Genomic DNA, 26545 nt, shown 5'->3' on the forward strand with positions numbered 1-26545 from the left:
GACCGTCAGGTCAGCGGCCAGGGCAGATCAACATACTCTTGCAGCAGCCCGGGCGGGAAATCGCGGTTCAACAACCAAGCCATGAAACACATAAAGCAGATGCCTGCGGCCGTGTATGCGGCTGCCAGCCCCGCGGGCAGTCGCGCGCGCAGCTTCATGAATGTGAACAGGAATATCGCCAGCGCGAGAATGAATCCCAGCAGCGAAGTCAGTACAAGAAGCGCGGCAAACCAGATCAGCGTTGACCAAAGCCCGTACGTCGATTCTGCGTCGTCGCCTTCCCTTTCACGGTCGGCAAAGATCGTATCGGTTTCCGGTTTCAGCATCATGCGTGCAATCAGAGCAACACACCCGACCAGACAGACACCGGCGACGAACATCGGGAACACCCTGTCGCGGCTGTAGGACGGAATGGACGCCGCGTCGTAGAAGGCGTAGGCGATGTATGCCGTCACCGCCATCAGGAAAATAAACGGCGCCCGTTTCGAGCCGGACTGTACGTCGCCCTCTGCCATGATGTTCTTGGCCTGACGCAGCCCCAGCACGACGGAAATTACCGTGATGATCAGCAGAACAATCACGATCGGCGAAAAGATATAATCGAGCCCTTCGCCAAAGCCTTTGCGGAACCGCGATGAGGCGATCTGAACGGCCTGGTTTGCGTAGTTCTCTGCGGGTGTCGAGAGAACAAAGCCAATCAGGAAGGCGGGCCGCGACCAGTCGAACCGTCGCATCAGAATGCCCAACAGCCCGATGCCAAAGAGCGCAACGAGATCCATCAGGTTTTGTCCCGATTGGAACGCTGCAAAACTGATGATCATGAACAGGAACGGCGCCAGCAGGACGAACCGGATCGTTGTCAGCTTGGCGATGCCACCCGATGCCGCGATACAGATCACCGTGCCAACAACATTGGCCAGCGCCAACAGCCAAACGATCGAATAGGTAATGTCGAGGTTGTTCTGCAGCATGGCGGGCCCGACCTCAATCTGGCCCGAACCCAGCAGCGCGATCGCACCGATGAAAATCGCCATCGAGCCGGATCCGGGAATGCCGAAGAGCAGCGTTGGCACCAGACCGCCGCCTTCTTTGGCGTTGTTCGAGCTTTCCGGCCCGATCACGCCGCGCACTTCGCCATTACCGAAGTTCGACTTGTCCTTGGTCGTCTGAACGGCGTGGCCATAGGCGATCCAATCCACAACCGACCCGCCCAGCCCGGGAATGACACCGACGATCACACCGATGATCGAGCACCGCACGGACAACCAGATATTGGCAAACCAGTCCCGCACACCTTCGAACCAGCCGCCGCCGAGTTGCGGCTCGGATGAAATGGCGCGGTCACGCCGCAGCAGGGAAATGATCTCGGGAATTGCAAAAATCCCCAGCCCGACGATGACCAGCTTCAGCCCGTCCGTGAGGTAGGGAAAGTCGTATGACGACATCCGCAAATCACCTGACGACGCGCCCTCGCCGATGGTGCCGACCAGCATGCCAAGTCCCGCAGCCACCAGACCTTTTATCGCCACGCGCCCCGCGAGGATTCCGACCATCGACAAACCGAAGATCGTGATCATCAATAGTTCCGGTGTGCGGAATTCCAACACGATCGGGCGTGCGATCAGAATAAAGCCGGTCAGGAAGGTCGCACCGACAAGCCCGCCGAAAAGCGACGACGCAAAAGCTGCGGACAAAGCGCGTGCGGCCTTGCCCTTCTTCGCCATGGGAAAGCCATCGAGCACGGTTGCCTGGCTCGCCGAAGATCCCGGTATGCCCATCAAAACCGATGCAAAGGTATCAGAGGTAGGCACCACCGCGACCATGCCGACCATCAGCGCGAGGCCAAGGATCGGGTCCATGCCGAACATAAACGGCAAGAGCAGCGACAGACCCGCGATCCCGCCAAGCCCGGGAAAAACCCCGATGCACAACCCCATGACCACGCCCAAAACAAGGTAACCCAGTACTATCGGCTGCAATATCAACGCCCAAGCGTCAGACAGAGCCGGCAACGCCTCCATGATTACTTCCATGGCTTCGCCCCCTCCCTTTACTTGAGCAAACGCCCCGCCTTGGCGGGCGGGGCGTTCAGAAAGTAAAGGTCAGTTCAGCGATACGCCGTACTTTTCCTGCAACCAGTTCACGATGAACGCTTTGGCTTCGGGAGATACAGACGTTGCGCTGGATTTCGCCTGCTCTGCCGCCTCACCTGTCATCTGAGGATATTTTCCCAGACGCTTGGAGGAGATTTCAGCAAAGTCAGCACGTGCTTTTACCGCTTCGAATGCCTTGGTGTAGGTCACCATTGCATCGGCAGACGCACCGTTTGGCAGGAAGACCATTTTCTGCGCGGGGAACCCGGCGATGAAGAAGGCTTTCCATGCCTCCCACTTCTCACCGGAAGTGTCACATGCAGGTGTTGCATCGCACACTTCCTTGAACGTGGGAATGTCCGGGAAGGTTGGGTCACGTACGATATTGCCTGAATCGTCCAGCGACCCCCATGTCATCATAGGAACGGCAGTGCCCGCCTCGACCAATGGTGTCACGCCGGACAGGTAGGACGACGATGTCTGATAGTCGATATTTGCTTCGCCGCGCTCAAACATCAAACGGCCGTCGCCACGGCCCTTGATGCCCATGACGCTTTCCACGTTAAGACCCAGCATTTCCCATGCCAGCGTTGGCACCAGATCAAGGCGCGTGGCGCCCTGGTTGCCGTAGATGAAGTCTTCGCCTTGCAGCGGTGTGGCATCCATGCCATCCATTTTGGCGGCAAGATCCGGTGGCAGATAGGCGACACCGCCCGTGCCGGACGCCAGAACAACGTTCCAGTCCGCATAGTCGTATTTTACCCGTGGATCACCCAACAGGAACGGGAACTGCGTGGAGCCCGAAGAACCGAAAATCAGTGTACCGTCTTCGTATTCCTGCTCTTGGAAAAAGTTGGCGCCTTTGGTCGAGCCCGCACCCGGCATGAACTTGACCACGACGGTCGGTTGACCCGGCAGGGCCTCGGACAGCAGCGGCGCGTAGAAGTTGGCCCATTTGGCTGAGCCACCGGTTTCGGAGAATGGAATGATCCACTCAACTGTTTTGCCTTCAAGGTCGATCCCGTGACCTCCGGCGTTGGCTTGTACTGCGAATGTCGCGGCGGCAGCGGCCACAAGGCCAACGGCCACGCGTCGCGTGGTTTTGGTGATGGACATATATTCCTCCCTTTGATGGCGCAATTTTCCAGCGCCGTCGACGAATCATTGTGGGGTGTCCGCCCCAGTTGATGTTTCGAAGATGACCTGCGAACCTTGCGCCAAACTTGCAGAGGTCGAAAAAGTCCGTGCGGATCACGTTAGTCGAAGACAATGTCAGTCTGGCCAAGGGTATCGCCTATCGGCTGGAAGACGCAGGCCATGCCGTTGACGTGTTGCATGACGGTCTGCAGGCGCAGGTGTTTCTCAAGTCTGACGGGTCCGATCTCATCATTCTTGACATCAACCTGCCCGGTCTGGACGGTCTTTCGCTGCTGAAAGAGTTACGCAATCGCGAAGACGCCCGGCCCGTCATCGTATTGACGGCGCGCGCTGAAACCGACGACCGTGTGATCGGTCTGGACGCTGGTGCTGATGATTACCTGATCAAACCGTTTGAGATGGCCGAACTCGAGGCGCGGGTGCGCGCGCTGTTGCGCAGGCGCAAAATCCCGCAGCGCAACATGCGCCAGTTCGGAACGCTCAGCTATGACGTCACGGCACGCCAACTGTTTGACGGGGAAACCGAGATTGAGGTGCCCCGGCGCGAAATGTCGATCTTCGAATGTCTGGCGATGGCAAACGGGCGGCTTGTGTCAAAGGGGGCATTGCTTGAACACGCTTACGGGACCGGCGCTGATGTCGAAGACAGCGTGGTCGAAGTGTATATTTCACGTCTGCGCAGGCGCCTGAAACCTTTTGATCTGTCAATCAAAGCCAAACGCGGTCTTGGGTATCAGTTGCTTGTCGAGGTTGACGGATGATTCTTCCTTCTTTGCGCGCGCGGCTTGTCGTCATCATTCTGTTGCCTCTGGTCGTGATCGCGTCACTCGCGGCGGTCTGGCAGTTTTCCAGCGAGACCAAACGCGCGGAAATCATCTTTGACCGCGGGCTTTTGTCTGCCGCTTTGGCGATCTCAAGAGATGTGGCGTTATCGGACGGGGATGCGCTGAGCCCCAACACACGAAGGCTGGTCAACAACACGTCTGGTGGCGAGGTCTTTTACCACGTGTATGCACCTGACGGCGTATTCGTTACGGGGTATTCAACCCCGCCGGTTCCGCCGACACCTGCGCCCGCGCAGACGGCAGAGCCGTTTTTTTACGAAGCAGCGTATCAGGGTCGTGACGTACGGGTGCTGCGCATCCAGTACATCACCACCGTCGCCGACGTGTCGGGGGTGTACAGCGTGACCGTGTGGCAAAGTGCGGATGTGCGCAGCAGCTTTGTGCGCGATGTCGTCATGCGTTCCGTGGCGGTTACGCTTCTCTTGGTGACGTCGTTGATCCTTGTCGTCTGGTTTGGTGTCGGTCTGGGGCTTCGTCCGCTGCTCGACTTGCAGGACGCTATCGCCCAGCGGTCCCCCAGCGAACTCAAGCCGATACTGCGAGACGTGCCAGAAGAAGCCAAAGGTCTTGTTGCAACGCTGAACAGTCTGCTCGACCGGGTTTCGCGACGGATCAGTTCCAAGGATGAGTTCATCTCCAACGCGGCACATCAGTTGCGCAACCCCGTCGCCGGCGTTCTGGCTCTGGCGGAAGCGGTTGAAAGAGCACCTGATCCCGCCTCGGTCAAAAAGCGCAGCAAGGAGCTGGTTGAGGCGGCCCGCCAAACCAGTCGGCTTACAAACCAGTTGTTGTCGTTCGAACGGGCTGCAGGTTCTGACATGACGCGCACGGCCAACCGCGTTGATCTCGGTGACCTCGTGACCGATGTTGTGCATCAAACCAGCGCACTGGCGTCCCAACGAGATGTTGATCTGGAAACTGACATTACAGACGAGGGTATCGCTGTCGTCGGCGATCCTGTCATGATCCGCGAGGCGATTGTGAACCTGCTTAACAACGCCATGGTTCACGGCGGAGACTCCATGGACAAGATCACAACACACGTGACGCGCCACGAAGGTCAAGCTGTGCTGACCGTCGAAGACAACGGCGTTGGCATTCCGCCCGACAAACACTTCGATGCGACGCTTCGTTTTGGTCAGCTCAATAATGGGCCGGGCAGCGGGTTGGGGTTGCCAATTGCGGCGAGGGTCGCGTCCAATCACGGCGGCACGCTTGAAATTTTACCGCGCACCAACGGCACTTCGGTGCGGATCACATTGCCTATCAGCCAGACGCAGCAGTAATGCGCGACGCAACCTTTTCCAAAAGAGTTTTGGGCCGCAATTTGGAGCGCGCGCGCCGCGCCCATTCTAAGCGTCAGATTTGGGCCAACTGCCCCGCAGGTTTTGTAGCCCTTTTCGACCTGCCTCCAGAACCTTGCGAGAGCCCTCTTCTGTCTCTGCCAGACGGGCGAGAGTGATTGTCCCAAGAAGGAGCGCCATGATTGCGTGCCCTTGTTCGGTATTAGACGCATTGCGCGACTGAAGAAGAGCAGCCATTCGCATTGCCGCGTCCGCGCCAGCCTGCCGGAGAAGACCATCATTCCTTGCAAGCTCTGCGCCCATTGCTGCCAGCGGGCAGCCCTGCGCACGATTTTCAACATGCGCATCCGACAGGTAATTGGCGATGTACTCCTCGCGTTTCTCGTCGCGCTGATCCGGTGTTTGTTGCTGCTCCACAGCAGAGACAACTTGGTCGACGGCGTGTTTGAAAGCGGCCGCAACAAGTTCGTCTTTGGAATCAAAATGCCGGTAAAAGCCGCCGTGGGTCATGCCAGCGGCCTTCATCACATCCGCTACACTCGTGGATTCGATACCTCTCTCTCTGAACAGTTCGCCAGCGGCATCAAGTATCCTGCTGTGGCTACGTTGTTTTTCTGCTTCCGACATTCTTGGCACGTGTGATCTCCGAGGCGGGCTTGACATTATAGATTTTGTATATCATCCAATTTATAGATTACAATAATCATCCATATGGAGCCCTCGATGACAAGCAAACCAAAGATTCTGGTGACCAGCGCAGGCGGGAAAACCGGGCTGCAGACATCTCTTCAACTCAGATCAAAAGGCTTTCCCGTAAGAGCGTTTGTACGGCAGCGGGATCACCGCACTGATTTGCTTGAAACAGCGGGCGCTGAAGTCTTTGTCGGCAACCAATACGCACTGACCGACATGAGGGCGGCGATGAAGGGCGTGCAACGCGCATACCAATGTGCGCCGACGGCCCCCAACGGGCTACACTTTAACGCCGTGTTCACCGCTGCAGCGAGCGAGGCAAACCTCGAACACGTAGTAACCCTTAGTCAGTGGCTGGCCAGCGCCGATCACCCATCCCTTTTCACGCGCGAAGTCTACATCAGCGACATCCTGATCAGTTTGCGCTCCGAGATGTCGGTTACCACCGTTAATGTGGGCTGGTTCGCGGACAACTACCTCATGGTGCTCGACATGGCCGCGCATTTAGGGGTTTTCACGATGCCACTCGGCGATGGCGATGAAAAAAAGAACGCGCCACCGTCCAACGAAGACATCGCAAGTGTTGTGGTTGCGGCCTTGACCGATCCCGAAAGTCACAGCGGCAACACCTACCGCCCGACCGGACCTACCCTGCTTTCACCCAATGACCTTGCCGAAGCCATGGGACGCGCGTTGGGGCGGCGGGTGCGCTATGCTAACATCTCGGAACGCATGATGGTCAAAGCGTTGAAGGCAATTCCCCCGGCAAACTATTCCGAAGCCGCAGTGACGCAGCTGGCCATATATTCGGAAGAGTACCGACGTGGCGCTTTCACGGTGAACGCACCGACCACGGATGTTCTACATGTAGGCGGGCGCGCGCCCGAGACTTTCGAAAGCATCGTGCGCCGACGCGTTGCAGAACGTCCGGATCTTAAGCGCAGTTTTGGGCGACGTATCGGTGCGGTAGCTGGCTTTCTCAAGATTCTGGCCACACGTCCATTCGATCTCGAGAGGGCGCAAAGACAACGGGATTACGTTCAATTGTCCTCTCCGTCTTTCAGCCAGGACGATGCGGAATGGCAAGCGCGCCACATCCCAATTGGCAACAGGAAGGCAGCAACTGCCGCTGCGTGAAACCCGAACCGCCTGACACCTCATCACACCTCAAAACCACCTCACTCCGGAAGGGAGCCCCAAAATGACCGTCATGGGAATATTCTTTATCCAAATACTCTTAAGCCTGATTGTGATTTCAGTTCTTGCTGCATGGTACCTATCGCCTTGGCTTTCGTCGCTGTCGACTTCAACGGCGCTGATTGTTCTTATTCTGCCGCACAGTTTTCGCCACATCGGATTGAGTTTTCTGGTGCCGAACCTTAACAGCGGCGGCCTACCTGAGGCCTTCGCCAACAGCGCCGGTTACGGTGACTTGCTATCTGCTGTTTTGGCGCTCTTTGCTCTGATCGCTTTGCGGTTCGGCGCGGCATTTGCGGTGCCGCTGGTTTGGGTGTTCAACCTCGTTGGAACATTCGATTTAGGGAATGCCCTTCGTCAGGCTGAGGCCATCGACTATTTCGGTGCGACATGGTTCATTCCGACTTTTTTCGTGCCAGTTCTGCTGGTTTCCCATTGGATGATCTTTGGTCTGCTTCTGACAAAGGGAAGCCGGAAGACCGCAGCAGCCTGACGGCGCAATCCCCAACTCTGACGATGAATGAAGTTTCGGCGGCGGCCTTCAGGCCGTCGCACCGCAATACATCTGCAAAATGAAGCGGGACGCTGGCAGGTGTTAATTCATTGATGCGTGCAGCAGCATTTTGGCCGCTGATTTTGCATCATGTGCCGCGTCGATACCTCTGCCAAGAACGGCCATCACAATCGCACCCTCTTTGAGCAAAAGAAGCTGACGTGCCAAGTCTGCTGGCTTACCAGCCCCCATGCGGGTGCAGATTTCTTCTATGTGGTCAAAAAGCAGACGCTTGTGCTCTGAAGACTGCACGTGAATAGCGTGGTCGTTTTCCTGATATTCTGCGCTTGCCTTGATAAACATGCAGCCACGATAGCCCGGCTGGTCAAACCATTCTGCCAAAGCATCGAACATGCCGAGCAATTGTTCGATGGGCGCGTCACCCGCATCTTCCATTCGCCGGAAGAGCCAATTCCGGAAATTCTCATCCCGCAGCCTTAGAACAGCAAGGATCAGATCTTCTTTGGTGCGGAAGTGTTTGTACATCGACGTCTTCGACACGCCGCTTTCAGCGGCCAGCATGTCCATGCCCGTAGCGTGGAAGCCGTTCCGATAGAAGATTTCGAGCGATTTCTTCACCAGTTCATCGCGTTTTGTTTGTCGCATGATTCGCCGTTTTATTTACCGATCTGTTCACCTTGAAAACTATATTGTAGGAGATCGTTGTTCAATAAGTATATGAAAAATATCGAATAACGCTTTGGTGATTCCTGCTCAAAATCAAATCGAAAATCTATGTGTTGACAAAGTTAACCGATCTGTACACCTTTGTATAAGTTAACTGATCGGTTAACCCAATAGCAGCGAACTGGAGCCACCCCAGATGCCACACACAAACTCACAGCCAGCGATCCTCCCCGTGCAAGGCGTGAATACAGGTGCTGCGCGTCTCTCCCCAAAAGCTCCGATGACGCTGCAAAATAAGCGCCCTGCTCTTTTCAGTGCCTCCCGACGGGAGCAGGGCGCCCCCTCCCCATCAGACGGACCTGCAATGCTCAGACATCCACTCCCCCCGTTCACCAAAGAAACCGCCGCGGTAAAGGTCCGCCTCGCCGAAAATGCCTGGAATGCGAAAGACCCCGCTAAAGTGTCGCTTGCCTATTCGACGGACAGCGTTTGGCGGAACCGCACCAGTTTTTTTCAAGGGCGCGATGAGATCATTCGGTTTTTAAGTGAAAAATGGGCCCGCGAACTTGAATACCGGCTCATCAAAGAACTCTGGACCTTTGCAGGAAATAGGATCGCCGTGCGTTTTGCCTATGAGTGGCACAATGACAGTAATCAGTGGTTCCGGTCTTACGGAAATGAAAACTGGGAATTCGACACGGCTGGCCTGATGCAGCGACGCATCGCCTCAATCAACGATCTGCCCATCACCGCAGGTCAAAGACTGTTCCACTGGAAAGGACATGTCCGACCTGAAGACCACAAAGGTCTTGGCGAGCTTGGTCTTTAAAAACCCGGAAAAACGGCCTCGCCAACAGACGCCACCACCAATGGACAACAAAAAAGAACTCAAGAGCAGCGCAGTTTTCACGGCTGCAAACGGTCGGGCTTTGCAAAAGACCCGTCCCAAACCCAGGCGCAGATACCGCCGCACATTTGAAACGAAAGGAATATCAAAATGACGAAACATCATGACCATGATCATGCTTGCGAATGCGGGCACACCGAAGAAAGCGTTGATCTCGCGCGGCGCCGCGTTCTCGCAAGCGTCGCCGCTGCCGGTGCAGCAGGCGCTGCAACGGTGGCAGGCGGCTCTCTGCAAGCGGCAACAGATGAAGCGAAAGCAGCATACGCTGATCCAGAAAACCCAGGGCTGCCGCAGGTCGATATGGAAATCACACCAGGTCGTACCGCGTTGGTGGTTACGGATCCGCAGATCGATTTCCTGTCAGAAGATGGTGTGACTTGGGGGGTTGTTGGCGAAAGCGTGACCGAACAAGGCACAGTGGACAACATCGAACGCCTGTTCATTGCCGCCAAAGCTGCGGGCATGCCGGTCTTCATCTCACCGCATTACTACTACCCGCACGATCACAAGTGGGAGTTTGAAGGGACTTTGGAAAAGACGATGCACGCCATCGGCATGTTTGACCGCCTTGGCCCGTTAAACCTCGATAATTTCGAAGGGTCCGGCGCAGACTGGATGCCACAGTACAAAAAATACATCGAGGACGGCGAAACCATCGTGTGCTCGCCTCACAAAGTTTACAGCCCTGCGCAAAACGATCTGAATCTGCAAATGCGCAAACGCGGCATCGACAAGGTGATCCTTGCCGGCATGTCCGCCAACCTGTGTACGCAAGCTCACCTCTATGAACTGTTGGAACTGGGGTATGAAGTTGCCGTTGTCAGAGACGCGACTGCAGGGGCCAAGGTTCCTGAAGGTGACGGCTACCTCGCAGCCATTATCAACTTCCGCATGGTGGCAAATGGCGTCTGGTGGACGGATGACGCGGTAACACGCATCGGCAATTCCGCCTGATCTTCTCAATAACCCTCCCCCCTCCTCCAAAAGGAATTATCCCATGAAACCTTCTCTGATTTTCCAGGCTTTCGCTGTTTCAATCGCCATTTCGACGGCGGCTTTTGCGGCCGATGAATACAACGTCGGCAACGGCCTGACCCTCAATGGCAACCCCTTGGGCATGCATGGCGTCGACCCGATTTCGATGTTCAATAGTGCGGCGCCGTCACAAGGTGACGCAGCCCATACAGCGACATTTGACGGTGTGGACTACTATTTTGTTTCGAACGAAGCAAAAATGGCGTTCGAAGCTAATCCGCAGGCTTACCTGCCCCAGTTTGGCGGCTTTTGCGCCTTCGGTGTTTATGTAGGCAAGAAGCTTGACGGCGACGTACGCTACGCAGACATCATCGAGGGAAAGCTGTATCTGTTCGTAAACGCCGCGATCCTCGAGAAATACCTCGAAAATCCACAGGCGGTTATCGCCGGCGCCGACGAAAAATGGCCCGAGATCGTCAACACATCTGTTGGTGCACTCTGATCCCAACACCAACTGCCAGCGGCGGCGCGAACATAGGTTCACGCCGTCGCAATAGCCTGATTGCCCCAAAATAATGGCTGCCTTTCATCTTGCTGATGCGGTGTCTGGCAGATCTTTTTCGCAATCATTCTGCTGCAGCGCTCGAATAAACGGAGTTTGCTGTGAATGAGGTGCGGGTCCGGTGACAACGCCCGGTTGCTGATAGAGCCGCAGCACGCGATGCAGAACGACTTTGCACGGCTGAATGCGATTTCCCCGAACATAACCTTGCGCTTAAAGTGCCATTCATTCATATTCATATAAAAGAATTTAATAGTGGGAAGTGAATATCATGCATCTTTCACGCAGACGTTTTGTGCAATCAGGAACCGGTTTGCTGCTGGCCGGTAGCCTGCCAAACTTTGCAATTGCCAATTTGTCGTTGGGTTCGTCCACACTTTCTACAGTGAGCGACGGTAACCTGGTTCTTCCTGCAAGCTTCATTTTTGAACCAATGCCGCAGGATCAGCTCACCCCGATATTGCAAGAGTATGGTGTTGCGGGTGAACAGTTGACCCCTGAATGCAATCTCGCACTGTATCGCGACGGGACAAACACGGTCCTTTTTGACGTTGGTTCAGGCCCGGATTTCATGCCGACCGCCGGCAAGATCGTGGAGTCCTTGGATGCGATGGGGCTGGCCCCGGAAGACATCACTCATGTATTGTTCACACATGCTCACCCAGACCATATATGGGGGCTTCTCGACGATTTCGATGAGCCGTTGTTCTACGAGGCGAGCTACATGATGGGCCGCGCGGAGTGGGACTATTGGTGGGATCCTGAAACCGCCAATTCCATTGGAGATGCGCGTGCAGCGTTCGCCGTTGGCGCAAAACGGCGCATGGAAGCAATAGAGGACATGGTCGAACTCTTCGACGACGGTCAGGAAGTTTTGCCCGGTATTGCCGCCGTCTCTACACCCGGACACACACCGGGCCACATGGCATTCGAGATACGGCAAGGCAATGCAGCAGCCATGGTTGTCGGTGATGCTATTGGCAACCATCATGTGGCATTCCGCCGACCGGAATGGCGCAGCGGATCGGATCAGGATCAGGACACGGCAATATCCACGCGAAAAATACTGTTTGACCGCCTCACAGCGGAAGACATGACACTCGTCGGTTTCCATCTGCCGGATGGCGGAATGGGGCGTGCCGCGAAAGACGGTGATGGCTACAAGTTTATTTCGGAGGCCTCGTGATGCGCGCACTCAAAAGCCTTCTTGCTTGCTTTGTCGCGTCGGCGGCTGTCGCTAGCGAAGATATTCCAGACCAATACCCGGGATCCCCGCTCTACTCCAAACCCGTGGAATTCATACCCAATGTCTGGTCTGCCATTGGTGCAACTGCACCTCCCACTTATGAAAACACCGGCCACAACAACAACCTTAGCTTTATCGTTACCGGAGACGGTGTTGTCGTGATTAACGGCGGTGCAGCCTATGTCTTGGCCAAAGCACTGCATGAGGAAATCAGAACCATCACGGATCAACCGGTCAAACTCGTCATAGACGAGAATGGTCAGGGGCACGCGATGCTCGGAAACTCTTACTGGTCGGAACAAGGCGTGCCAATTCTTGCCCATGTCGATGCCGCCCACGAGATTGAGGCGCGAGGGGATGCCATCCTTGAAAGCATGAAGCGCTACAACCGCGACAAAGCTGAAGGCACCTTCGTCGCCATGCCGACAGATACGTTCGAGGACAAACGCGTCATCGAAATGGGCGATTACAAGATAGAGGTCTTGCATCTTGGCCCTGCGCACGGCCCCGGCGATACTCAGGTCTGGCTACCTGAGCAAAACCTTGTGATTGCTGGCGACATGGCCTTCCACGAGCGTATGCTGCCGATCTTTGAAGACACGATTGTCTTGGACTGGATTGAGACTTGGGAATGTTGTTTCGAGGCTTTGAACGCAACTTACGTCATTCCCGGGCACGGCCACCCGACTAACATGGATCAGGTAAGGCGCTTCACGAGAGACTATCTTGTCTACCTTCGCGAAAAGATCGGCGAGCATCTCGATGGCGGGGGCGAATTGAAAGACGCATATTATGTGGATCAGTCACCTTATGCGCATCTCGACACATTTGAAGAACTGGCAACGCGAAATGCAGGTCGCGTGTATGAACAGATGGAATTCGAGTAAAAAAGACTGGCTTCCCAAAATACGGAACAAGCGTGCCGATTACATTGCAATTGCGGCAACTAATTGGAACGCTTTTTCAAAGAAGCGGTGCCTTCAAGGACAGCGTTATACTGAGCGCTCATTGACAATTCAGCGGCGCATCTAAATTGCAAGGATCGAATGGAGATCCCGCAATGCTTATCGAGACTTTTGATACGTCGCTTTCAGTGCAAACGCTGCAATTGATCTTTGCACTCGTCTTGGGTCTGGTTTTTGGAGCATCCGCTCAAGCATCGAAGTTTTGCCTTCGGCGCGCCGTTGCCAGTGAACAGGGCGTAAATGCATCTGCTATGGCGGTATGGCTCACAGCGTTGGGCACAGCCGTAGTTGGTTTTGCGGCATTAAATTACGTCGGGCTGGTCGAGACCACCGGGCATCGGTTTCAAGCATCGAATATACCTTTGGCTGCAATCGTCGTCGGGGGGCTGTTGTTTGGCGCGGGTATGGTTCTCACTCGTGGGTGCGTGTCTCGGCTGACGGTGCTGTCAGCGACCGGCAATCTGCGCGCTGTCGTGGTGTTGGCGGTGTTTGCCCTGATCGCCCACGCAACACTCAAGGGCGTTTTCGCCCCTGTTAGAACAGCACTGGGAAGCTTCTCGATCGACGTGCCCTCGGGCGTTCTGGCCCAATCCCCGTTTCTGGCAGCCGCAATCGGCATGCTGCTTTTGGGCGTCGCCGGTTTTCTTGCACGTAAAAACGACGCACGCACAGTCAAACTTGCTTTGGGCGCATTGATCGGGCTGGTCGCAGTTGCGGGATGGTCCGCCACAACCATCTTGCTTATGGATGAGTTCGATCCGCTGCCCGTTCAGTCAGCTGCGTTCACGCTTCCATGGTCCGATACGCTGTTCTGGTTTGTAGCATCTACGTCGATACCTGCGGGCTTTGGCGTCGGGTTTGTTACGGGCGTATTGGGCGGGAGTTTCCTGAGCGCAGCGCTCCGAGGCGAACTCGAGCTGCAAAGCTTTGATACTCCGGCGCAAACGCTGCGCTATGGTGCAGGCGGCGTGATGATGGGTGTTGGCGGTGTCCTCGCGGGCGGCTGTACAGTTGGCGCCGGGCTGAGCGGCAGCGCGATGCTGAGCGTGTCAGCTTTGATCGCGCTGACATCTATCATTTCCGGCGCGGTCATCATGCGGCGCATTTTGATGCCGTCGACCGCTACGGAAGTCGCAGCCTGAGCAGTCAATCTGGTCCTGCGGGCAATCCAGCAAATCAAGTCACTGATTATTCGGCTGCCTTTGGCACCCGCGCAAGCGCGCATTGCGTCCACAGTGATGCCAGTGCGTCGATCAATTTGTCTATGTCCATTGGGGAATGGACAGGCGAAGGCGTGATTCTGAGCCGCTCGCTTCCTTTCGGCACGGTAGGATAGTTGATGGGCTGGATGTAGATTCCATGATCACGCAGCAACACATCAGAGATGAACTTGCATTTATGCGGATCACCGACAATCACGGGGATAATATGACTGTCGTTTTCAAGATGCGGCAGACCGATGTCGTCCAACCGCGCCCTGACCTCTGCCACTCTTGTCTGATGTTCGCTGCGTTCTTCCGTGCTTGACTTCAAATGACGCACGGAAGCGGCAGCACCCGCCGCAACCGAAGGCGGCAGGGCGGTCGTAAAAATGAAGCCCGATGCGAACGAGCGGACAAAGTCGCAAAGTTCAGCCGAAGCCGCGATGTAGCCACCAACAACGCCAAACGCCTTGCCAAGGGTCCCCTCTATGACGGTCAGGCGATGCATTAAGCCTTCACGTTCTGCGATGCCACCGCCTCGCGGGCCATAAAGGCCCACGGCGTGCACCTCGTCGAGATAGGTCATCGCACCATAGCGGTCAGCCAGATCACAAATGCCAGCGATGGGTGCGATGTCACCATCCATCGAATAAACGCTTTCAAAGGCGATCAGTTTGGGGCGATCCTTTGGGATCGCTCGCAGTTTTGCCTCCAGATCCTCAAGGTCGTTATGCTTCCAGATCACTTTTTGCGCACGTGAATGACGGATGCCTTCAATCATCGACGCATGGTTCAATTCGTCCGACAAAACCACGCAATCCGGAATGCGCGCGGCCAAGGTGCCCAACGCGGCCCAGTTAGACACGTATCCACTGGTAAAAAGCAAAGCTGCTTGCTTGCCGTGAAGGTCCGCCAACTCGGCTTCGAGCAGCACGTGATCCAGGGTTGTGCCGGAAATGTTTCGCGTCCCCCCCGCGCCCGCTCCGGTTCGATCCAGTGCTTCATGCATGGCGTCCAGCACTACCGGGTTTTGCCCCATGCCAAGATAGTCGTTCGAGCACCAAATGGTGACGGCCCCGGGACCATTGTGGCAGGTCGCATTCGGGTATGCCCCGCGATGACGCTCCAATTCAGCAAAGTCGCGATAATTTCCTTCGGATTTCAGCGTCGCGAGTTCACGCGCAAAAAACGCATTGTAGTCCATTATTCCTCCGTTGCTTCTGCCACGATTTCGGACAGCAGCATTTCAACCTTTTGCATAGGACCGTCCGGATATCCGCGGTAGCCAACTATGACCCCTTCGTCGCGCTCGGCGACAAAAATTCCGTAAGGACAATGCGCGATATTCATGGGGTCGGCTTCCATCATCTCGCGCGACAGCACCGCTGAACAAAAAATGAAAACATCTGCGGCTTGGAATATCTCTTTCGAACTTCCTACATCCGCACCGGTTCTGTTCAGCATCTCGCCCACGTGACTGACGTAGTCGATGACCAACCCGCGATCGACGATCGCACTTTCTACCGCAAAGGTCGCATCATCAAACGATCCCTCAAACGGTGTGGAAATCACCTCTTCTGCGCTGGCAAAGCCAGACAAAGCGAAAACAGCTGGGTAGATTAAAGGTTTCATCATCTTCTCCCTTTCGTTTGGCTTTATCTTCGCACAGGTAATCAGCCCCGGCTTTGAGCAGGATCAAAGCCGGGAGCTTGCTTTAGCCGAACATGTCCGCAGTGATGCCTGCGTACCAACCTTCGGATTCTTCGTAGGTCGCTTTGCGCACTTCAGCGCTTTCACCGGTTTGCGAAATGAAACCATCCACTTTGGCGATCTTTTCCGCGGTCGCCTCGTACGTCGCTCCGACCTTCACGCCATCGTTTGTGTCGATTAACGACCAGCACGTGTTGGAGAATTTGGCAGGAAAGACTTTTGAGCCCGTGAGCGCCCCGCGCACAGCATTTGCACAGACCTTGGCCTGGCTGTTGGCGGAGAAACCGGATTTTGGCATGTCACCCTGTTGCGATGCGTCGCCCAGTACATGGATATCAGGATCGGCTTTAGACGACATATCCGCCGCATTTACCGGTGCCCAGTTGCCATCTGTCACCCCGGCTATGTCCGCGATACGACCCGCCTTCATCGCCGGAATGACGTTGCAAACGTCAACTTTGGTTTCTTCACCATCGATTGTCAGCGTCATAGCGGCAGTGTCGACCGAAACGTTGCCACCGCCAAAGTCTTCGCCGATCCAATCGACCATACCCTCGTAATGGTTGGCCCAACCCTCTTGGAACAACGCCATTTTGGAAAACTTCGGTTTCGGATCTGCCACGATGATTTTGGCAGTCGGATTATTGTTTTTCAGGTAGTGCGCCACCATCGAGATGCGCTCATACGGCCCGGGTGGGCAGCGATATGGGTTTGGCGGCGCAACCATCGCAAACGTACCACCCTCAGGCATGGCCATGAGTTGCGCCTTGAGCAATTCGGTTTGGGAACCCGCTTTGTAGGCGTGGGGCATGGCATTTTGCGTGGATACGTCCCAGCCGGGAACCGACATGTCCACGAAATCGATACCGGGGCTCAAGATAAGCTTGTCATATTTCACTGAACCGCCGCCAGCCAGGCTGACAGTCTTGGTGTCCCGATCAACACCAACCGCCCAGTCATGCACAACGTTCACGCCGTTGGCAGCAAGCCCACCATAGCTGTGCCCGATGTCCTCGATCTCTTTAAATCCGCCAAGATAAAGGTTGGAGAAGAAGCAGGTGTAGTACATCCGTGTCGGCTCGATCAGCGTCACATCGATCGCGCCCTTGCTGTCTTTGGCAATATATCGAGCGGCTGTTGCGCCGCCTGCACCACCACCGATGACCACGACCCGTGGTTTACCGTGACCGTCAGCCAGAACTGCCGGCGCCGACAAGACTGCGGTAGCAGCCGCTGTTTTTCCTAAAAAGGATCTTCTGTTCATACTCATGAGTTACTGTCCTCCCATTGGTCCTCAGTTTTCGAGGTTTTCGAAATATGCCGCTAATGCAGCAATCTCTTCGTCGTTGAGCCTGCCCGCGACCATCTGCATCACGGGATGATTGCGTTGCTTGTTTTTGTAGGCATGCATAGCAACGACAAAGTCATCCGCCGGCCAATACACGATCGACGGGATTCCATCATCTCCGCCATCTGATTGATGGCACGTTGTGCATTCGCTGCTCAGATATTCGCCGTATTCCGGATCACCCTGAATGGCGAGAATTTCCGGATCAAGATTATGGTCCGTCGCCTTCGCAGTCGGGTCTGCTTCAGGAATGTTTGATGGATCATCAGAATAGACGCGCAGAAAGGCGATAACGTTGTCACGATCCACCTTTTTCTTCAGTCCTCGAAAACTCATTCGGGTGCCCGAAGTGTAGGACCGCGGATTTTCCAGAAATGCGTCCAGCGTTTCAGCGTGCCACTCAAGGCCACCCGATCCGGCACGCTGGAAACTTTTGGAATACTTGAAGTCTTCCAAGCCGGCAGCCGCTCGACCAAACAAGTCATTTAGGTGTGGGCCGATACGGTTTTTCGCCCCCTCACCTACTTGATGGCATCCCTAACACTGCTGGAACACTTTCTTTCCCGCTTCGGCGTCACCCAAGCCATCGGCTGATGCTGAAGAAGCAGCAAGAACAGCCGCAAACCCAAAGAAAATAAACGAGCTACGCAACACGGGCTATTCTCCGACGGATTTGAGGTAGGCTGTAATCGCCTTCAAATCCTGTTCCTTTTTCAAGCCGGAAAATGCCATTTTGGTCCCTTTCATATAGGCCTTCGGCTTTGCCAGAAATTCCGCAAGCGCAGCCTCATCCCAGATGCGGCCTTCTTCGAGAGCGGCCTTGAAAGCTGCGGAATAGGAGAAACCATCCACGGACCCCATTGTGCGGCCAATCAGGTCATTTAGTTGCGGGCCAGATTTGTTTTTCGCGCCAGCGCCGACGGCGTGGCAGGCCTTGCACTTGCGGAACACTTTTTCGCCGTCACCGATCAGTTCGGATCCTTCGTTTACTTTCGCTGCCACTTGTGTTTCTTTCGGCGCGTTTTCGACAATTTCGGCTTTGGGCTGCGATACCGGAACAAAAGCCGGTCCCTCTGCTGTGAACGGGGGCAACCCCTCGAGCGTTGCTGGGTTCATCACGGAATTGGTTCCACCTTCTTTTGGTGTTTCCACGATGAAAACCGACCGCATCGTCACTTTCACTTCGTCCTTGCAGTTCTCCATGCAAGGCTCTGTGCGCCACATCGAATACTCCTGCTCGGGCCGGTCATCCTCCACAAAGCCATCGGCGTTATACATTTCCACGTCGCCAAAGTTCTCATGAGACAATTCGAAATCGTCATCAACCAAGTCGTTGGAATACAAAATGTAGGCAACAATCGCATAGGTTTCGTCAGCGGACAGAGTACCCGCTTCACCAAATGGCATGGAGCGATGTACGTAGTCCCACACGGTGGAGAGGTGAGGCCAATACGACCCAACCGTCTTTACAGGGTCCTTGTCACCGAGAGTGTCAAATCCGCCAGCCAATACCGGCCAGTTGTCAACGCCTTCGGCGAAATCGCCATGGCATGAGGCGCATTTATCGGCAAAAACTTCTTCACCTGTGAATACGTCGCCCGAGCCTTCCGGCAGTCCGCGCCCGTCCGGCAATACATCCACGTCCCAAGCGGCCAATTCCGCCTCCAAGGCGGCGCGCCCAATACCGTAACGACCCTCCACCTTTGGCGCCGGTTCCGAAACGCCAGCAGCACTTGCCATTTGTTCGGCGGCTGCCGCTTGCACTTCAGCAATTTCCAGTTCCAACCCGGCCGCACGTTCTGCTTCTGCTGCTGCTTTGGCGGTTGCCGTTGCGACATGCTGTTCCACCTGTTTCACACGGCTTTCCAGCGTTTCGATCTGGTCTGCACGATAGTCGCGTGAAGCGAGCCCGAATGCCAGACCGAGAGCCAAGGCTGTCCCGCCAGCGGCAGGTAAAAGAAGGTTAGGAGACTTCGACATTTTCAGCCACTCCCTGTTCGTTGACGTACCAAGTTTGAATGCAATTGTTGTGATAGACAGAGTTTTCGCCGCGCTGATCGCGAAGCTGATCTTTGGTGGGCTGCACATAGCCTGTCTCGTCCATGGCGCGGCTTTGCAAAAGCATCGGCGCACCGTCCCATTCCGTATCCAAATAGAAACGGGTGAGCGCCTTAGTGTCGCCCTGCTTGCCCAGACGTGCGGTTTGCCATGTGATGCCACCGTCCTTTGAAACATCTACGCGCGTAATCTGCCCGTGGCCCGACCACGCCAGTCCAGAGATAACCAACGAACCCTTTCCGTGCTCGATCGGCATCTGCGGGCTTGGCGAAGTGATTACCGATTTCGCGTCCATTACCCACGTCCATTTGCGGGCGGTGCCGTCTTCCAGTACATCGGTATATTTCGAAGTTTCCTCGCGGCTTTCGACAGCCATATCAACGACTTCGATGCGCCGGAGCCATTTGACCCACATGTTGCCTTCCCATCCGGGAACCACCAGCCTGACGGGATAGCCATGTTCCATCCGCAACGCTTCACCGTTGGCTTTAAAGGCGACCAAAACGTCATCCAACGCCTTTTCCATTGGGATAGATCGACCATTGGAAGAAGCATCGGCACCTTCGACATAAACCCACTTGTCGCTCAGATCGCCAGCAGCACCGAGGCCTGCCTCGTTCAGCAAAGTGCGCAGAGGAACACCGGTGTATTCCATGTTATGGATCATGCCATGCGTGAATTGAACGCCATTCAACTGTGCTCCAGCCCACTCCATTCCGGTGTTCGCGGCGCATTCGCAGAAATAGACGTGGTTTTCACGCGGAAAGCGTTCGATGTCCTGATACGAAAATACCAATGGTGTATCGACCAGCCCATTGATCATCAGGCGATAATCCTCTTTGGCCAGTTCAATCGCGCCCGAGTGGTGCCGCTCAAACGCACATCCCTGCGGTGTGATCGTGCCATCAAGCGCATGGATCGGCGTGAAATTGATCGACGAAATAGGAGAAGCTGTCAGCCACTCCACATTGCGGCGGACCACATCTGCCTCAAACCTGATAGGCAGGCCATAGGGTGTTTCGTCCACACCGGCTCCGGTTATCGACGCCCAGTCCTGCAACTCGGTGATTAGCGGATCAGGGCCTTGGGCTGCAGCCGCCCCCGCGACAGAACCGGCTGCCATTGCAGCACTGCCTCTCAGGAAGGCCCGACGAGATGGTTTGAACATGTCATCCATTTTCTAGCTCTCCGATTTTCAAACGCCGACGACTTCGACGCTGTTGTTTGGCTCTAATTTCACCGTTCCAAGTTTGCGCACGTGGTTTTCCACAACGTCCCAAATCTTGGGTCCTTCTGTGCCCTCGTTCACGCTCGCCCAGCCCGCGACCACGTAGCTTCTAGCGGGGTCAATAGCTTCTCCGCTGCTCAGCAATGTCATGTTGGATATGCGTTCACCCTGCGGCTTGGTTACGTCGATGCGGTAACCCAGACCTCCGGTACGAACCATGTCACCACCCTGCTGATAGAAGGGGTCGGGATTGAAGATGTTGTCTGCCACATCCTCCAGTACGACCTTGAGAAAATCGCCTGTCATCTCGGTTCGATAGGCTTCACCGTATGACATCGAGGTGACACCAAAGATATCCTCGCGGGTGATATCCTGCCCCGGGATCAAGGATGGGCCCCAGCGGACGCCTGGGCTCAGAGCAATCTCAGCATCTCTTTCGGACAGAAGCGCATCGCAAATAAGATCATCCCAACTGCCGTTGAAATTACCTCGGCGGTACAAAAGACTGTCAGTCTGCCCGATAACTTCGGCCATCTCTTCTTCGAAAGGCGCTCGTTCGGCATCAATAATCGCCGCGACCTCGGCGTCAGGCTCAATTACGTCGGAAAAGATCGGAATGAGCTTGGTGCGATAACCCATCATCCGCCCGTCGCGAATATCGAGATCCACGCGGCTTACAAATTTGCCATTCGATCCTGACGGGACGATCATAGTCTGCCCTATGAGAACGGGTTCCGGCAGCGCATCATGCGTATGTCCAGACAATATCACGTCAATACCCGGAACAACGCTGGCCATCTTCTTATCCACGTCGAAACCATTGTGGCTCAGCACAACAACACACTCTGCCCCGGCAGCGCGAACTTCTTCCACCATGGCTGCCATGTTTTCATCGCGGATGCCAAAAGAGTATTCCGGGAACATCCAACGGGGATTTGCAATGGGCAGATAGGGGAAAGCCTGACCGATTACGGCAATCTTGGTCCCGCCACGCTCGAACATCTTGTACGGGGGAAACATCTCAGTCGGCTCGTCCCATTCGGCGTCAAAAATGTTTTGTCCAAGTGCGGCGAAGGGAAGTTGTCCTACCAATTCTTCGACACGTTCTGCACCCAGCGTGAACTCCCAATGGAAGGTCATCGCATCTGGGGCGAGGGCATTCATGACATTGACCATGTCCTGCCCTGCTGTCTTGTGGCAGGTGTATGAACCGTGCCACGTATCGCCACCGTCGAGCAGGATAGCGTCGGGCCTGTCCGCGCGGATCGCCTTGATTACGGTTGCGACACGGTCAAGCCCGCCAACCCGCCCATAGCCTGCTGCAAGTGACGAAAAGTCGCCAGAGCTCAAGGCGTAATGAGAGGGCGATCCATCTTCGATGCCATACAGCCGCCTGAAGTCCGCTCCGGTAACGTGCGGAACGGCGCCCTTGTTCCCCCCTACTCCGATGTTGATCGAAGGCTCTCGGAAATAGATCGGTTTGAGCTGTGCGTGGATATCGGTGATGTGAATAAGAGATACGTTACCGTATGTATCGAACTCCAGCAGGCTGTCCTGCGACAACGACTGTTGCGCGGCCAATCGCGCCCAGTTCCCAAAACCTGTCGTGCCGTAGAGTGCCGCAGTGGCCATTCCAACTTGCAAAAAGTCACGTCTGGAGATCATGTTTTCATCTTTCCATTCACATGCGCATATTTGAATATAAAGTGACAAAAAAAGCCCCGTGCCGCAACACGGGACTCTCATTCATATTCAGTTTCGTACTGAAGGACCCTCGACACTCAACCCGTTACCGCGCGAGGTAACATAAAGCTCCAGTGCCACGAATTCTGGTGAGCCCGGCGCGAATGTGTGCGCACGGGTGTCACGAACGCACCCTTTGAAGCGTGCATGAACAGAATTGAGCTTGGTGTTCTTCAACCGGTAGGTCGGGAAACCGTTGATCTGGCCCTGGCTCAGATGGTCCGCCCTAATCATGTTGCCATAGTTGTCTTCATGACAATTCGCGCAGGAAAGCTCCAGTTGACCATAGCGTGTGTAATAAATCTCTTTACCCTGCTCCCAAGTGGTCTGGGCAGGCCCGTCAATAGCAACATTCACGGGCATGCCACGCGAAACTGATGTGAGAAGCGCGACCATATTGGTCATGTCGCCGCCATCATATTTCCAAGGCTCGGCCTGCATCCGTTCTTCTCGACACCCGTTTATTTGATGCTCAAGAGTCATGACCTTGCCCGCAGTCTCACTCCACTTCGGATAAACCGCTTTTACGCCAGCCATGCTGTCAACACCCTCGTGGCATGAGGAGCATGATTTATTCGCTGCGCCATCCGGTGTATCCCAAACCTCTGCTGCCTGCTCCACCCATATCATCGACGGGTTATCGAAATCATCGACCTGAAAAGCCTGTGTTTCGTCAGAGCGGAAACGCCAGCCAGAGTAAATTGTACTCACGTTTTCCATATGCTCAGGAGCATCGGTTGCGGTAATCATCTCTATTTCGCCGTTGACAACCAGCTTGTCGTCGTCCGGCCCCGCATAGGCTGCCAAACCAACAACTCCAGCCGCGAAACCCAGTGCAAGGCGAGCGATATTCTTTTTGTGGTCCGTCGTCATATTTCCTCCCATGTCCAGTCTGATTAAGAGACTGAAATCGCCTTGGTTTCTTCATAGACCGACCCATCGTCATCGTACCAAATGAACTTGAACTCGCCGGATTCCGGCACGACCGCTTCAAACTGGAAGTACGGGTTCGTCGAAATTGCAGGTTCAAGTGTCACATCGATGACGTTTTGGCCGTTGAACTCAGCGACGAACCTATTGATGATCGACCGCGGAATAACGTTGCCGTCACTATCTTTACGCTGTCCGCTTTCCATTTTATGGCTGATCAGCGTTTTGATGGTGATTGTCTCCCCAGCAGAAGCTGTTTTGGGGACCTTGACGCGGGGCTTAACTCCAGATGCCATTGTGTATCTCCTCGTCTTCTCGGTTTAGCCGCCGCAGCCGCCGATGGTTACTTTGACGTTCGCAGAAGCTTTCTGGAAAGTGCCATCTTCCATTTCTGCAATCGCAATGACGTTTTGTGTTTTTGCCAATCTGATCCGAGTGGACGCATATCTGGATGCGCTGAGCGGTCCAAACCGGAAAGTCGCAACTTGTGGCAGTGGATTGCCATCCGCCAGCAGCGTTACAGCGACCGCACCGGGCGCATCGACGCCAATCGGAACTGTATTTCCGTTTTCGGCAATTTCGGGCGCATCGATTGTGATCGCCCCTTCGGCAACTTCAGCGCCGCCGGTGATTTTCGCGATTTCATCGTCGGTAACCGTCGCAAACGCTGGGAAAGCTCCCATCGCCACTGCGACTGCACTGGCGGAAGTCGTAAACAGCATGTTTCGCCGTGTGAGTTTCATTTTTCTCTCCTCGAATTCGGGAATTATTCTTCTTTGAGCGTCATCAGGTAGGCGACGACGTCTTCAATCTGTTGGCCGGTCAACAAAGGAGCCACCTGCCCTTCAGGATGTGCTTTTCCTGTATAGGCATCGCCGATACGCACAAATCCGGAAACCTTGTAAAAAGACGGCATCATTGTGTCTTCGAACGTTTGCTTCGCATCAGCTATGATGCCCCGCAGCTCTGCTTCTGACCAACGATCTGCGACACCATCCAGCGGCGGGCCGATCTCGCCATGGAAAGCAAGGTGATCAAGCTCGGTGACCGCGTGACAAGCAATGCAATTGCCCGCACCCTTGTTCATCAGCACCGCGCCCTCAACAGGATCTCCGGCAACCCCGGTCAGCGATGTCTCGATGACACCTTCGTTAAAAACTACATCCGACGGCGCGACCTCTTCAGCCAACACCGGCAGTGCGAATACTGTTGCAAATGCAACCAGTCCTACTGCGCTTTTCATGCACCCTCCCTAGGACGACTCTGTTTGTCATTTTCTTTGTACACTAACGCACACATTCAAAATCACGCAACAACAAATTCATCTACATGAATTTATATATGAGTTATGAGCAACCCACCGGCATTGCGCTACCAAAGCTAATCCTCTGTTTTATATACTGAATATCCGCCGGATTATCTTGTATCACCATCATCGCGTTCTTGAATCTTCCGCGCGTGATACCGCTGAAAGTCTTCTTCGGACGTATCGAGATACCGTTCCTCTTTTACCCAAGTCATCATGTCCAGCGTTGTTCCAGCCGAAAATGCGCCTGGCATAATTGCTACCGCCTGCTTTTGTGCAGAAGTCTGATCGTCCAATTCGGTAGGAAGAAAAACCATTGTTGGTGTGAACAAAATCCCCCACTTGCGCATGGCCTGTTTTTCGGAAAGTTCTTCACCATCTGTGTCGACGATCTCGATATCGCCGTGCAGATTTAGCTGAACGACGAAATAGTCATTTTCGAGCAGAGCATTGACCCGTGGATCGGGAAAGGTTTTTTCGTGCATGTCGCGACAGTAGAGGCAGCCCCTTTGCTCAACGAGCAACACGAGCCTTTTCCCTTCGCTCTTTGCTTCCGCAAAGTCTTCTTGCAAATCTTTGAACGTATCGCGCATCCAGTCTGCTTTGTGCAGACCATCATCACCCATTTCTGCGGCAAGAGATGCTCCTGCCATGGCAAGAGCAGCCAGAGTTACTATAACCAAACGCATATCTTCCTCCCTTCGACTATCCAATCGAGCTAAACCAAGGAATGTTTTCCAACATCCACCAAGCGATGAGATTGATCCTGTCCGTTGCGATCAAAAGACCGAATATGACCAGCAACACCCCCATCATTTTTTCGACCAGCCCCAAATGCCGCCTGAAACGCTTCATCCACGCCATGAAAGGACCGATAAACAGGGCAGCGATCACAAAGGGCAGAGTCATTCCGGCGCCGTAAACGAACAAAAGTGACGCGCCTTGCGACGCGCTGTCCTGCCCTGCAGCAGTGAAAAGAATGGCCGCGAGGACCGGGCCGACGCAGGGAGTCCAGCCGAATGCAAACGCAAGACCAATGACAAAAGCGCCAGCCAGACCGACGTTGTCGACGCTGCCGCCTTCCGAGCGAAATTGCCTGTTCAGCAGGCCAATTTTCCAAACTCCGAGAAAGTGCAGGCCCATTGCAATAATCAGTGCTGCAGCGATCCATCTGAGGATGTCAAAATACTCTCTGACGAGTTGTCCGAATGCTGTTGCGGTCGCACCAAGGCCGATGAATACAACGATCACACCTAAGGCAAAAGAAATCGACGAAAACACCGCTCGCCTGCGGATCGCCGGTGACACTTGTGCGTTCTGCGTCACTTCATGCATGCCGACCCCAGCAAGGTAACTTAGGTAGAATGGTACCATCGGCAGAACGCAAGGTGATAAAAAAGACAGCAACCCCGCAAGAAAGGCGCCTAAAAATGTCACATCAAGCATGCGAATACGGCTCCCTTCTTGAAACATTCAAATATCAGATTATGATTGAAAAGTGAAACGCGTCAATCCGTGGCATCAAATGAAAATGTTCAGATCAGCGCTATGCGCGGCTCTTTTGTCCTTTCCCGCTGCCGCCTGGGCAGAGACTTATCTGCTTATGGCGGAAGAGCACGGCTGTTACTGGTGCCAGAAATGGGACAAAGAAATCGCGCATATTTACCCCAAGACGGACGAGGGTCGCGCAGCACCTTTACAGCGGTATGATCTGCGGGCCGTCACCCCGGAAGTTGAGTTTAAGAAAAGAGTCAGCTTCACGCCTACATTCATTTTGGTTAAAGACGGAAAAGAAGTGGGACGTATTGAAGGACACCCAGGCCAAGACTTTTTTTGGCCGATGCTTCAGATCCTCTTTAAGGAAGCAAACATTCCATTTGGAAACACCGGATAAA

The 26545-nt window shown here is 54.8% G+C and carries 28 protein-coding genes and 1 pseudogene; 11 read left to right on the forward strand and 18 right to left on the reverse strand.

The window, feature by feature from the left end; all coding sequences use genetic code 11:
• Positions 1 to 5: 5 nt before the first annotated feature.
• Both AC2D8V_RS11250 and AC2D8V_RS11255 read right to left on the reverse strand, forming a co-directional pair.
• The gene (locus AC2D8V_RS11250; protein WP_484733617.1) at positions 6 to 2033 is read right to left on the reverse strand and encodes a tripartite tricarboxylate transporter permease; all 2028 of its coding nucleotides are present in this window, start codon (positions 2031 to 2033) and stop codon (positions 6 to 8) included.
• A gap of 69 nt (positions 2034 to 2102) precedes the next feature.
• Positions 2103 to 3209 (reverse strand): tricarboxylate transporter, encoded by a 1107-nt coding sequence (locus AC2D8V_RS11255; RefSeq protein ID WP_484733618.1) that lies wholly within the window; start codon positions 3207 to 3209, stop codon positions 2103 to 2105.
• A 128-nt stretch (positions 3210 to 3337) separates the two neighbouring features.
• Between AC2D8V_RS11255 and AC2D8V_RS11260 the strand changes: the two genes are divergently transcribed.
• Both AC2D8V_RS11260 and AC2D8V_RS11265 read left to right on the forward strand, forming a co-directional pair.
• Positions 3338 to 4012 (forward strand): response regulator transcription factor, encoded by a 675-nt coding sequence (locus AC2D8V_RS11260; RefSeq protein ID WP_484733619.1) that lies wholly within the window; start codon positions 3338 to 3340, stop codon positions 4010 to 4012.
• Positions 4009 to 5382, forward strand: coding sequence for a sensor histidine kinase (locus AC2D8V_RS11265; RefSeq protein ID WP_484733620.1), 1374 nt, complete (start codon positions 4009 to 4011; stop codon positions 5380 to 5382). Before AC2D8V_RS11260 ends, AC2D8V_RS11265 begins: the two co-directional genes overlap by 4 nt.
• 66 nt (positions 5383 to 5448) lie before the next feature.
• Here AC2D8V_RS11265 and AC2D8V_RS11270 read toward each other — a convergent pair whose 3' ends face one another.
• Complete coding sequence (locus AC2D8V_RS11270) at positions 5449 to 6027, reverse strand: TetR/AcrR family transcriptional regulator (RefSeq protein ID WP_484733621.1); 579 nt, start codon at positions 6025 to 6027, stop codon at positions 5449 to 5451.
• Between the two features lie 96 nt (positions 6028 to 6123).
• Between AC2D8V_RS11270 and AC2D8V_RS11275 the strand changes: the two genes are divergently transcribed.
• Both AC2D8V_RS11275 and AC2D8V_RS11280 read left to right on the forward strand, forming a co-directional pair.
• Positions 6124 to 7230 carry an NmrA family NAD(P)-binding protein gene (locus AC2D8V_RS11275; protein WP_484733622.1) on the forward strand — a complete coding sequence of 369 codons (1107 nt, stop codon included), beginning with the start codon at positions 6124 to 6126 and terminating at the stop codon, positions 7228 to 7230.
• Between the two features lie 64 nt (positions 7231 to 7294).
• A complete protein-coding gene (locus tag AC2D8V_RS11280) occupies positions 7295 to 7783 on the forward strand; it encodes a hypothetical protein (RefSeq protein WP_484733623.1) in 489 nt (162 codons plus the stop codon).
• A 102-nt stretch (positions 7784 to 7885) separates the two neighbouring features.
• Here AC2D8V_RS11280 and AC2D8V_RS11285 read toward each other — a convergent pair whose 3' ends face one another.
• Positions 7886 to 8449 carry a TetR/AcrR family transcriptional regulator gene (locus AC2D8V_RS11285; protein ID WP_484733624.1) on the reverse strand — a complete coding sequence of 188 codons (564 nt, stop codon included), beginning with the start codon at positions 8447 to 8449 and terminating at the stop codon, positions 7886 to 7888.
• Positions 8450 to 8834: 385 nt separating this feature from the next.
• On the opposite strand from AC2D8V_RS11285, the gene AC2D8V_RS11290 reads away from it, so the two are divergent.
• The 3 genes from AC2D8V_RS11290 (at position 8835) to AC2D8V_RS11300 (ending at position 10854) form a co-directional block, all read left to right on the forward strand.
• Positions 8835 to 9299 carry a nuclear transport factor 2 family protein gene (locus AC2D8V_RS11290; RefSeq protein WP_484733625.1) on the forward strand — a complete coding sequence of 155 codons (465 nt, stop codon included), beginning with the start codon at positions 8835 to 8837 and terminating at the stop codon, positions 9297 to 9299.
• Positions 9300 to 9467: 168 nt separating this feature from the next.
• Positions 9468 to 10331 (forward strand): cysteine hydrolase family protein, encoded by an 864-nt coding sequence (locus tag AC2D8V_RS11295; protein ID WP_484733626.1) that lies wholly within the window; start codon positions 9468 to 9470, stop codon positions 10329 to 10331.
• 43 nt (positions 10332 to 10374) lie between these two features.
• Entirely contained in the window at positions 10375 to 10854 is a 480-nt protein-coding gene (locus AC2D8V_RS11300) for a YHS domain-containing (seleno)protein (RefSeq protein ID WP_484733627.1), read from the forward strand.
• Positions 10855 to 10892: 38 nt separating this feature from the next.
• Here the strand turns inward: AC2D8V_RS11300 and AC2D8V_RS11305 are convergent, their stop codons facing one another.
• Entirely contained in the window at positions 10893 to 11153 is a 261-nt protein-coding gene (locus tag AC2D8V_RS11305) for a hypothetical protein (RefSeq protein ID WP_484733628.1), read from the reverse strand.
• A gap of 32 nt (positions 11154 to 11185) precedes the next feature.
• Here AC2D8V_RS11305 and AC2D8V_RS11310 point away from each other — a divergent pair, with 32 nt between their 5' ends.
• The 3 genes from AC2D8V_RS11310 to AC2D8V_RS11320 all read left to right on the forward strand — a co-directional run bounded on the left by AC2D8V_RS11310 (position 11186) and on the right by AC2D8V_RS11320 (position 14267).
• Complete coding sequence (locus tag AC2D8V_RS11310; protein WP_484733629.1) at positions 11186 to 12100, forward strand: MBL fold metallo-hydrolase; 915 nt, start codon at positions 11186 to 11188, stop codon at positions 12098 to 12100.
• Complete coding sequence (locus AC2D8V_RS11315) at positions 12100 to 13047, forward strand: MBL fold metallo-hydrolase (protein WP_484733630.1); 948 nt, start codon at positions 12100 to 12102, stop codon at positions 13045 to 13047. Before AC2D8V_RS11310 ends, AC2D8V_RS11315 begins: the two co-directional genes overlap by 1 nt.
• 173 nt (positions 13048 to 13220) lie before the next feature.
• A complete protein-coding gene (locus tag AC2D8V_RS11320; RefSeq protein WP_484733631.1) occupies positions 13221 to 14267 on the forward strand; it encodes a YeeE/YedE family protein in 1047 nt (348 codons plus the stop codon).
• Positions 14268 to 14313: 46 nt separating this feature from the next.
• Here the strand turns inward: AC2D8V_RS11320 and hemA are convergent, their stop codons facing one another.
• The 13 genes and pseudogenes from hemA to AC2D8V_RS11385 all read right to left on the reverse strand — a co-directional run bounded on the left by hemA (position 14314) and on the right by AC2D8V_RS11385 (position 26096).
• A complete protein-coding gene (gene hemA, locus AC2D8V_RS11325) occupies positions 14314 to 15531 on the reverse strand; it encodes a 5-aminolevulinate synthase (RefSeq protein WP_484733632.1) in 1218 nt (405 codons plus the stop codon).
• On the reverse strand, positions 15531 to 15959 hold the full coding sequence (locus AC2D8V_RS11330; RefSeq protein ID WP_484733633.1) for a DUF302 domain-containing protein: 429 nt from the start codon (positions 15957 to 15959) through the stop codon (positions 15531 to 15533). The genes hemA and AC2D8V_RS11330 overlap by 1 nt, the downstream gene beginning before the upstream one ends.
• An 82-nt stretch (positions 15960 to 16041) precedes the next feature.
• On the reverse strand, positions 16042 to 17307 hold the full coding sequence (locus AC2D8V_RS11335) for an FCSD flavin-binding domain-containing protein (RefSeq protein WP_484733634.1): 1266 nt from the start codon (positions 17305 to 17307) through the stop codon (positions 16042 to 16044).
• A 24-nt stretch (positions 17308 to 17331) separates the two neighbouring features.
• A pseudogene (locus AC2D8V_RS11340) lies at positions 17332 to 18036 on the reverse strand (c-type cytochrome).
• A 6-nt stretch (positions 18037 to 18042) separates the two neighbouring features.
• Positions 18043 to 19365: a c-type cytochrome gene (locus AC2D8V_RS11345; protein WP_484733635.1), complete on the reverse strand. Its 1323-nt coding sequence runs from the start codon at positions 19363 to 19365 to the stop codon at positions 18043 to 18045.
• Positions 19349 to 20620: a sulfite dehydrogenase gene (gene soxC, locus AC2D8V_RS11350; RefSeq protein WP_484733636.1), complete on the reverse strand. Its 1272-nt coding sequence runs from the start codon at positions 20618 to 20620 to the stop codon at positions 19349 to 19351. The genes AC2D8V_RS11345 and soxC overlap by 17 nt, the downstream gene beginning before the upstream one ends.
• 18 nt (positions 20621 to 20638) lie before the next feature.
• A complete protein-coding gene (soxB, locus tag AC2D8V_RS11355; RefSeq protein ID WP_484733637.1) occupies positions 20639 to 22336 on the reverse strand; it encodes a thiosulfohydrolase SoxB in 1698 nt (565 codons plus the stop codon).
• 87 nt (positions 22337 to 22423) lie between these two features.
• Positions 22424 to 23287: a sulfur oxidation c-type cytochrome SoxA gene (gene soxA / locus AC2D8V_RS11360; protein ID WP_484733638.1), complete on the reverse strand. Its 864-nt coding sequence runs from the start codon at positions 23285 to 23287 to the stop codon at positions 22424 to 22426.
• A 23-nt stretch (positions 23288 to 23310) separates the two neighbouring features.
• Positions 23311 to 23640: a thiosulfate oxidation carrier complex protein SoxZ gene (gene soxZ / locus AC2D8V_RS11365; RefSeq protein WP_484733639.1), complete on the reverse strand. Its 330-nt coding sequence runs from the start codon at positions 23638 to 23640 to the stop codon at positions 23311 to 23313.
• Between the two features lie 24 nt (positions 23641 to 23664).
• Positions 23665 to 24087 (reverse strand): thiosulfate oxidation carrier protein SoxY, encoded by a 423-nt coding sequence (gene soxY, locus AC2D8V_RS11370; RefSeq protein WP_484733640.1) that lies wholly within the window; start codon positions 24085 to 24087, stop codon positions 23665 to 23667.
• 23 nt (positions 24088 to 24110) lie between these two features.
• A complete protein-coding gene (gene soxX / locus AC2D8V_RS11375; RefSeq protein WP_484733641.1) occupies positions 24111 to 24587 on the reverse strand; it encodes a sulfur oxidation c-type cytochrome SoxX in 477 nt (158 codons plus the stop codon).
• Between the two features lie 173 nt (positions 24588 to 24760).
• Positions 24761 to 25339 carry a thioredoxin family protein gene (locus AC2D8V_RS11380; protein ID WP_484733642.1) on the reverse strand — a complete coding sequence of 193 codons (579 nt, stop codon included), beginning with the start codon at positions 25337 to 25339 and terminating at the stop codon, positions 24761 to 24763.
• A gap of 16 nt (positions 25340 to 25355) precedes the next feature.
• Positions 25356 to 26096: a cytochrome c biogenesis CcdA family protein gene (locus AC2D8V_RS11385; RefSeq protein ID WP_484733643.1), complete on the reverse strand. Its 741-nt coding sequence runs from the start codon at positions 26094 to 26096 to the stop codon at positions 25356 to 25358.
• 52 nt (positions 26097 to 26148) lie between these two features.
• Between AC2D8V_RS11385 and AC2D8V_RS11390 the strand changes: the two genes are divergently transcribed.
• Positions 26149 to 26544: a hypothetical protein gene (locus tag AC2D8V_RS11390; RefSeq protein WP_484733644.1), complete on the forward strand. Its 396-nt coding sequence runs from the start codon at positions 26149 to 26151 to the stop codon at positions 26542 to 26544.
• Position 26545: the final 1 nt, after the last annotated feature.

It is taken from the genome of Roseobacter sp. YIN89, from assembly GCF_057219365.1.

What these genes read in the sequence shown, in the direction of transcription:
- soxB (WP_484733637.1), bottom strand. Translation starts at nt 22,336, where the DNA reads ATGATCTCCAGACGTGACTTTTTGCAAGTTGGAATGGCCACTGCGGCA.
- AC2D8V_RS11265 (WP_484733620.1), top strand. Translation starts at nt 4,009, where the DNA reads ATGATTCTTCCTTCTTTGCGCGCGCGGCTTGTCGTCATCATTCTGTTG.
- AC2D8V_RS11270 (WP_484733621.1), bottom strand. Translation starts at nt 6,027, where the DNA reads ATGTCGGAAGCAGAAAAACAACGTAGCCACAGCAGGATACTTGATGCC.
- AC2D8V_RS11330 (WP_484733633.1), bottom strand. Translation starts at nt 15,959, where the DNA reads ATGAAACCTTTAATCTACCCAGCTGTTTTCGCTTTGTCTGGCTTTGCC.
- AC2D8V_RS11305 (WP_484733628.1), bottom strand. Translation starts at nt 11,153, where the DNA reads ATGAATATGAATGAATGGCACTTTAAGCGCAAGGTTATGTTCGGGGAA.
- AC2D8V_RS11255 (WP_484733618.1), bottom strand. Translation starts at nt 3,209, where the DNA reads ATGTCCATCACCAAAACCACGCGACGCGTGGCCGTTGGCCTTGTGGCC.
- AC2D8V_RS11275 (WP_484733622.1), top strand. Translation starts at nt 6,124, where the DNA reads ATGACAAGCAAACCAAAGATTCTGGTGACCAGCGCAGGCGGGAAAACC.
- soxZ (WP_484733639.1), bottom strand. Translation starts at nt 23,640, where the DNA reads ATGGCATCTGGAGTTAAGCCCCGCGTCAAGGTCCCCAAAACAGCTTCT.
- AC2D8V_RS11285 (WP_484733624.1), bottom strand. Translation starts at nt 8,449, where the DNA reads ATGCGACAAACAAAACGCGATGAACTGGTGAAGAAATCGCTCGAAATC.
- AC2D8V_RS11310 (WP_484733629.1), top strand. Translation starts at nt 11,186, where the DNA reads ATGCATCTTTCACGCAGACGTTTTGTGCAATCAGGAACCGGTTTGCTG.
- soxY (WP_484733640.1), bottom strand. Translation starts at nt 24,087, where the DNA reads ATGAAACTCACACGGCGAAACATGCTGTTTACGACTTCCGCCAGTGCA.
- AC2D8V_RS11250 (WP_484733617.1), bottom strand. Translation starts at nt 2,033, where the DNA reads ATGGAAGTAATCATGGAGGCGTTGCCGGCTCTGTCTGACGCTTGGGCG.
- AC2D8V_RS11290 (WP_484733625.1), top strand. Translation starts at nt 8,835, where the DNA reads ATGCTCAGACATCCACTCCCCCCGTTCACCAAAGAAACCGCCGCGGTA.
- AC2D8V_RS11280 (WP_484733623.1), top strand. Translation starts at nt 7,295, where the DNA reads ATGACCGTCATGGGAATATTCTTTATCCAAATACTCTTAAGCCTGATT.
- AC2D8V_RS11295 (WP_484733626.1), top strand. Translation starts at nt 9,468, where the DNA reads ATGACGAAACATCATGACCATGATCATGCTTGCGAATGCGGGCACACC.
- AC2D8V_RS11300 (WP_484733627.1), top strand. Translation starts at nt 10,375, where the DNA reads ATGAAACCTTCTCTGATTTTCCAGGCTTTCGCTGTTTCAATCGCCATT.
- AC2D8V_RS11335 (WP_484733634.1), bottom strand. Translation starts at nt 17,307, where the DNA reads ATGAGTATGAACAGAAGATCCTTTTTAGGAAAAACAGCGGCTGCTACC.
- soxX (WP_484733641.1), bottom strand. Translation starts at nt 24,587, where the DNA reads ATGAAAAGCGCAGTAGGACTGGTTGCATTTGCAACAGTATTCGCACTG.
- soxA (WP_484733638.1), bottom strand. Translation starts at nt 23,287, where the DNA reads ATGACGACGGACCACAAAAAGAATATCGCTCGCCTTGCACTGGGTTTC.
- soxC (WP_484733636.1), bottom strand. Translation starts at nt 20,620, where the DNA reads ATGGATGACATGTTCAAACCATCTCGTCGGGCCTTCCTGAGAGGCAGT.
- AC2D8V_RS11345 (WP_484733635.1), bottom strand. Translation starts at nt 19,365, where the DNA reads ATGTCGAAGTCTCCTAACCTTCTTTTACCTGCCGCTGGCGGGACAGCC.
- AC2D8V_RS11385 (WP_484733643.1), bottom strand. Translation starts at nt 26,096, where the DNA reads ATGCTTGATGTGACATTTTTAGGCGCCTTTCTTGCGGGGTTGCTGTCT.
- AC2D8V_RS11320 (WP_484733631.1), top strand. Translation starts at nt 13,221, where the DNA reads ATGCTTATCGAGACTTTTGATACGTCGCTTTCAGTGCAAACGCTGCAA.
- AC2D8V_RS11380 (WP_484733642.1), bottom strand. Translation starts at nt 25,339, where the DNA reads ATGCGTTTGGTTATAGTAACTCTGGCTGCTCTTGCCATGGCAGGAGCA.
- hemA (WP_484733632.1), bottom strand. Translation starts at nt 15,531, where the DNA reads ATGGACTACAATGCGTTTTTTGCGCGTGAACTCGCGACGCTGAAATCC.
- AC2D8V_RS11315 (WP_484733630.1), top strand. Translation starts at nt 12,100, where the DNA reads ATGCGCGCACTCAAAAGCCTTCTTGCTTGCTTTGTCGCGTCGGCGGCT.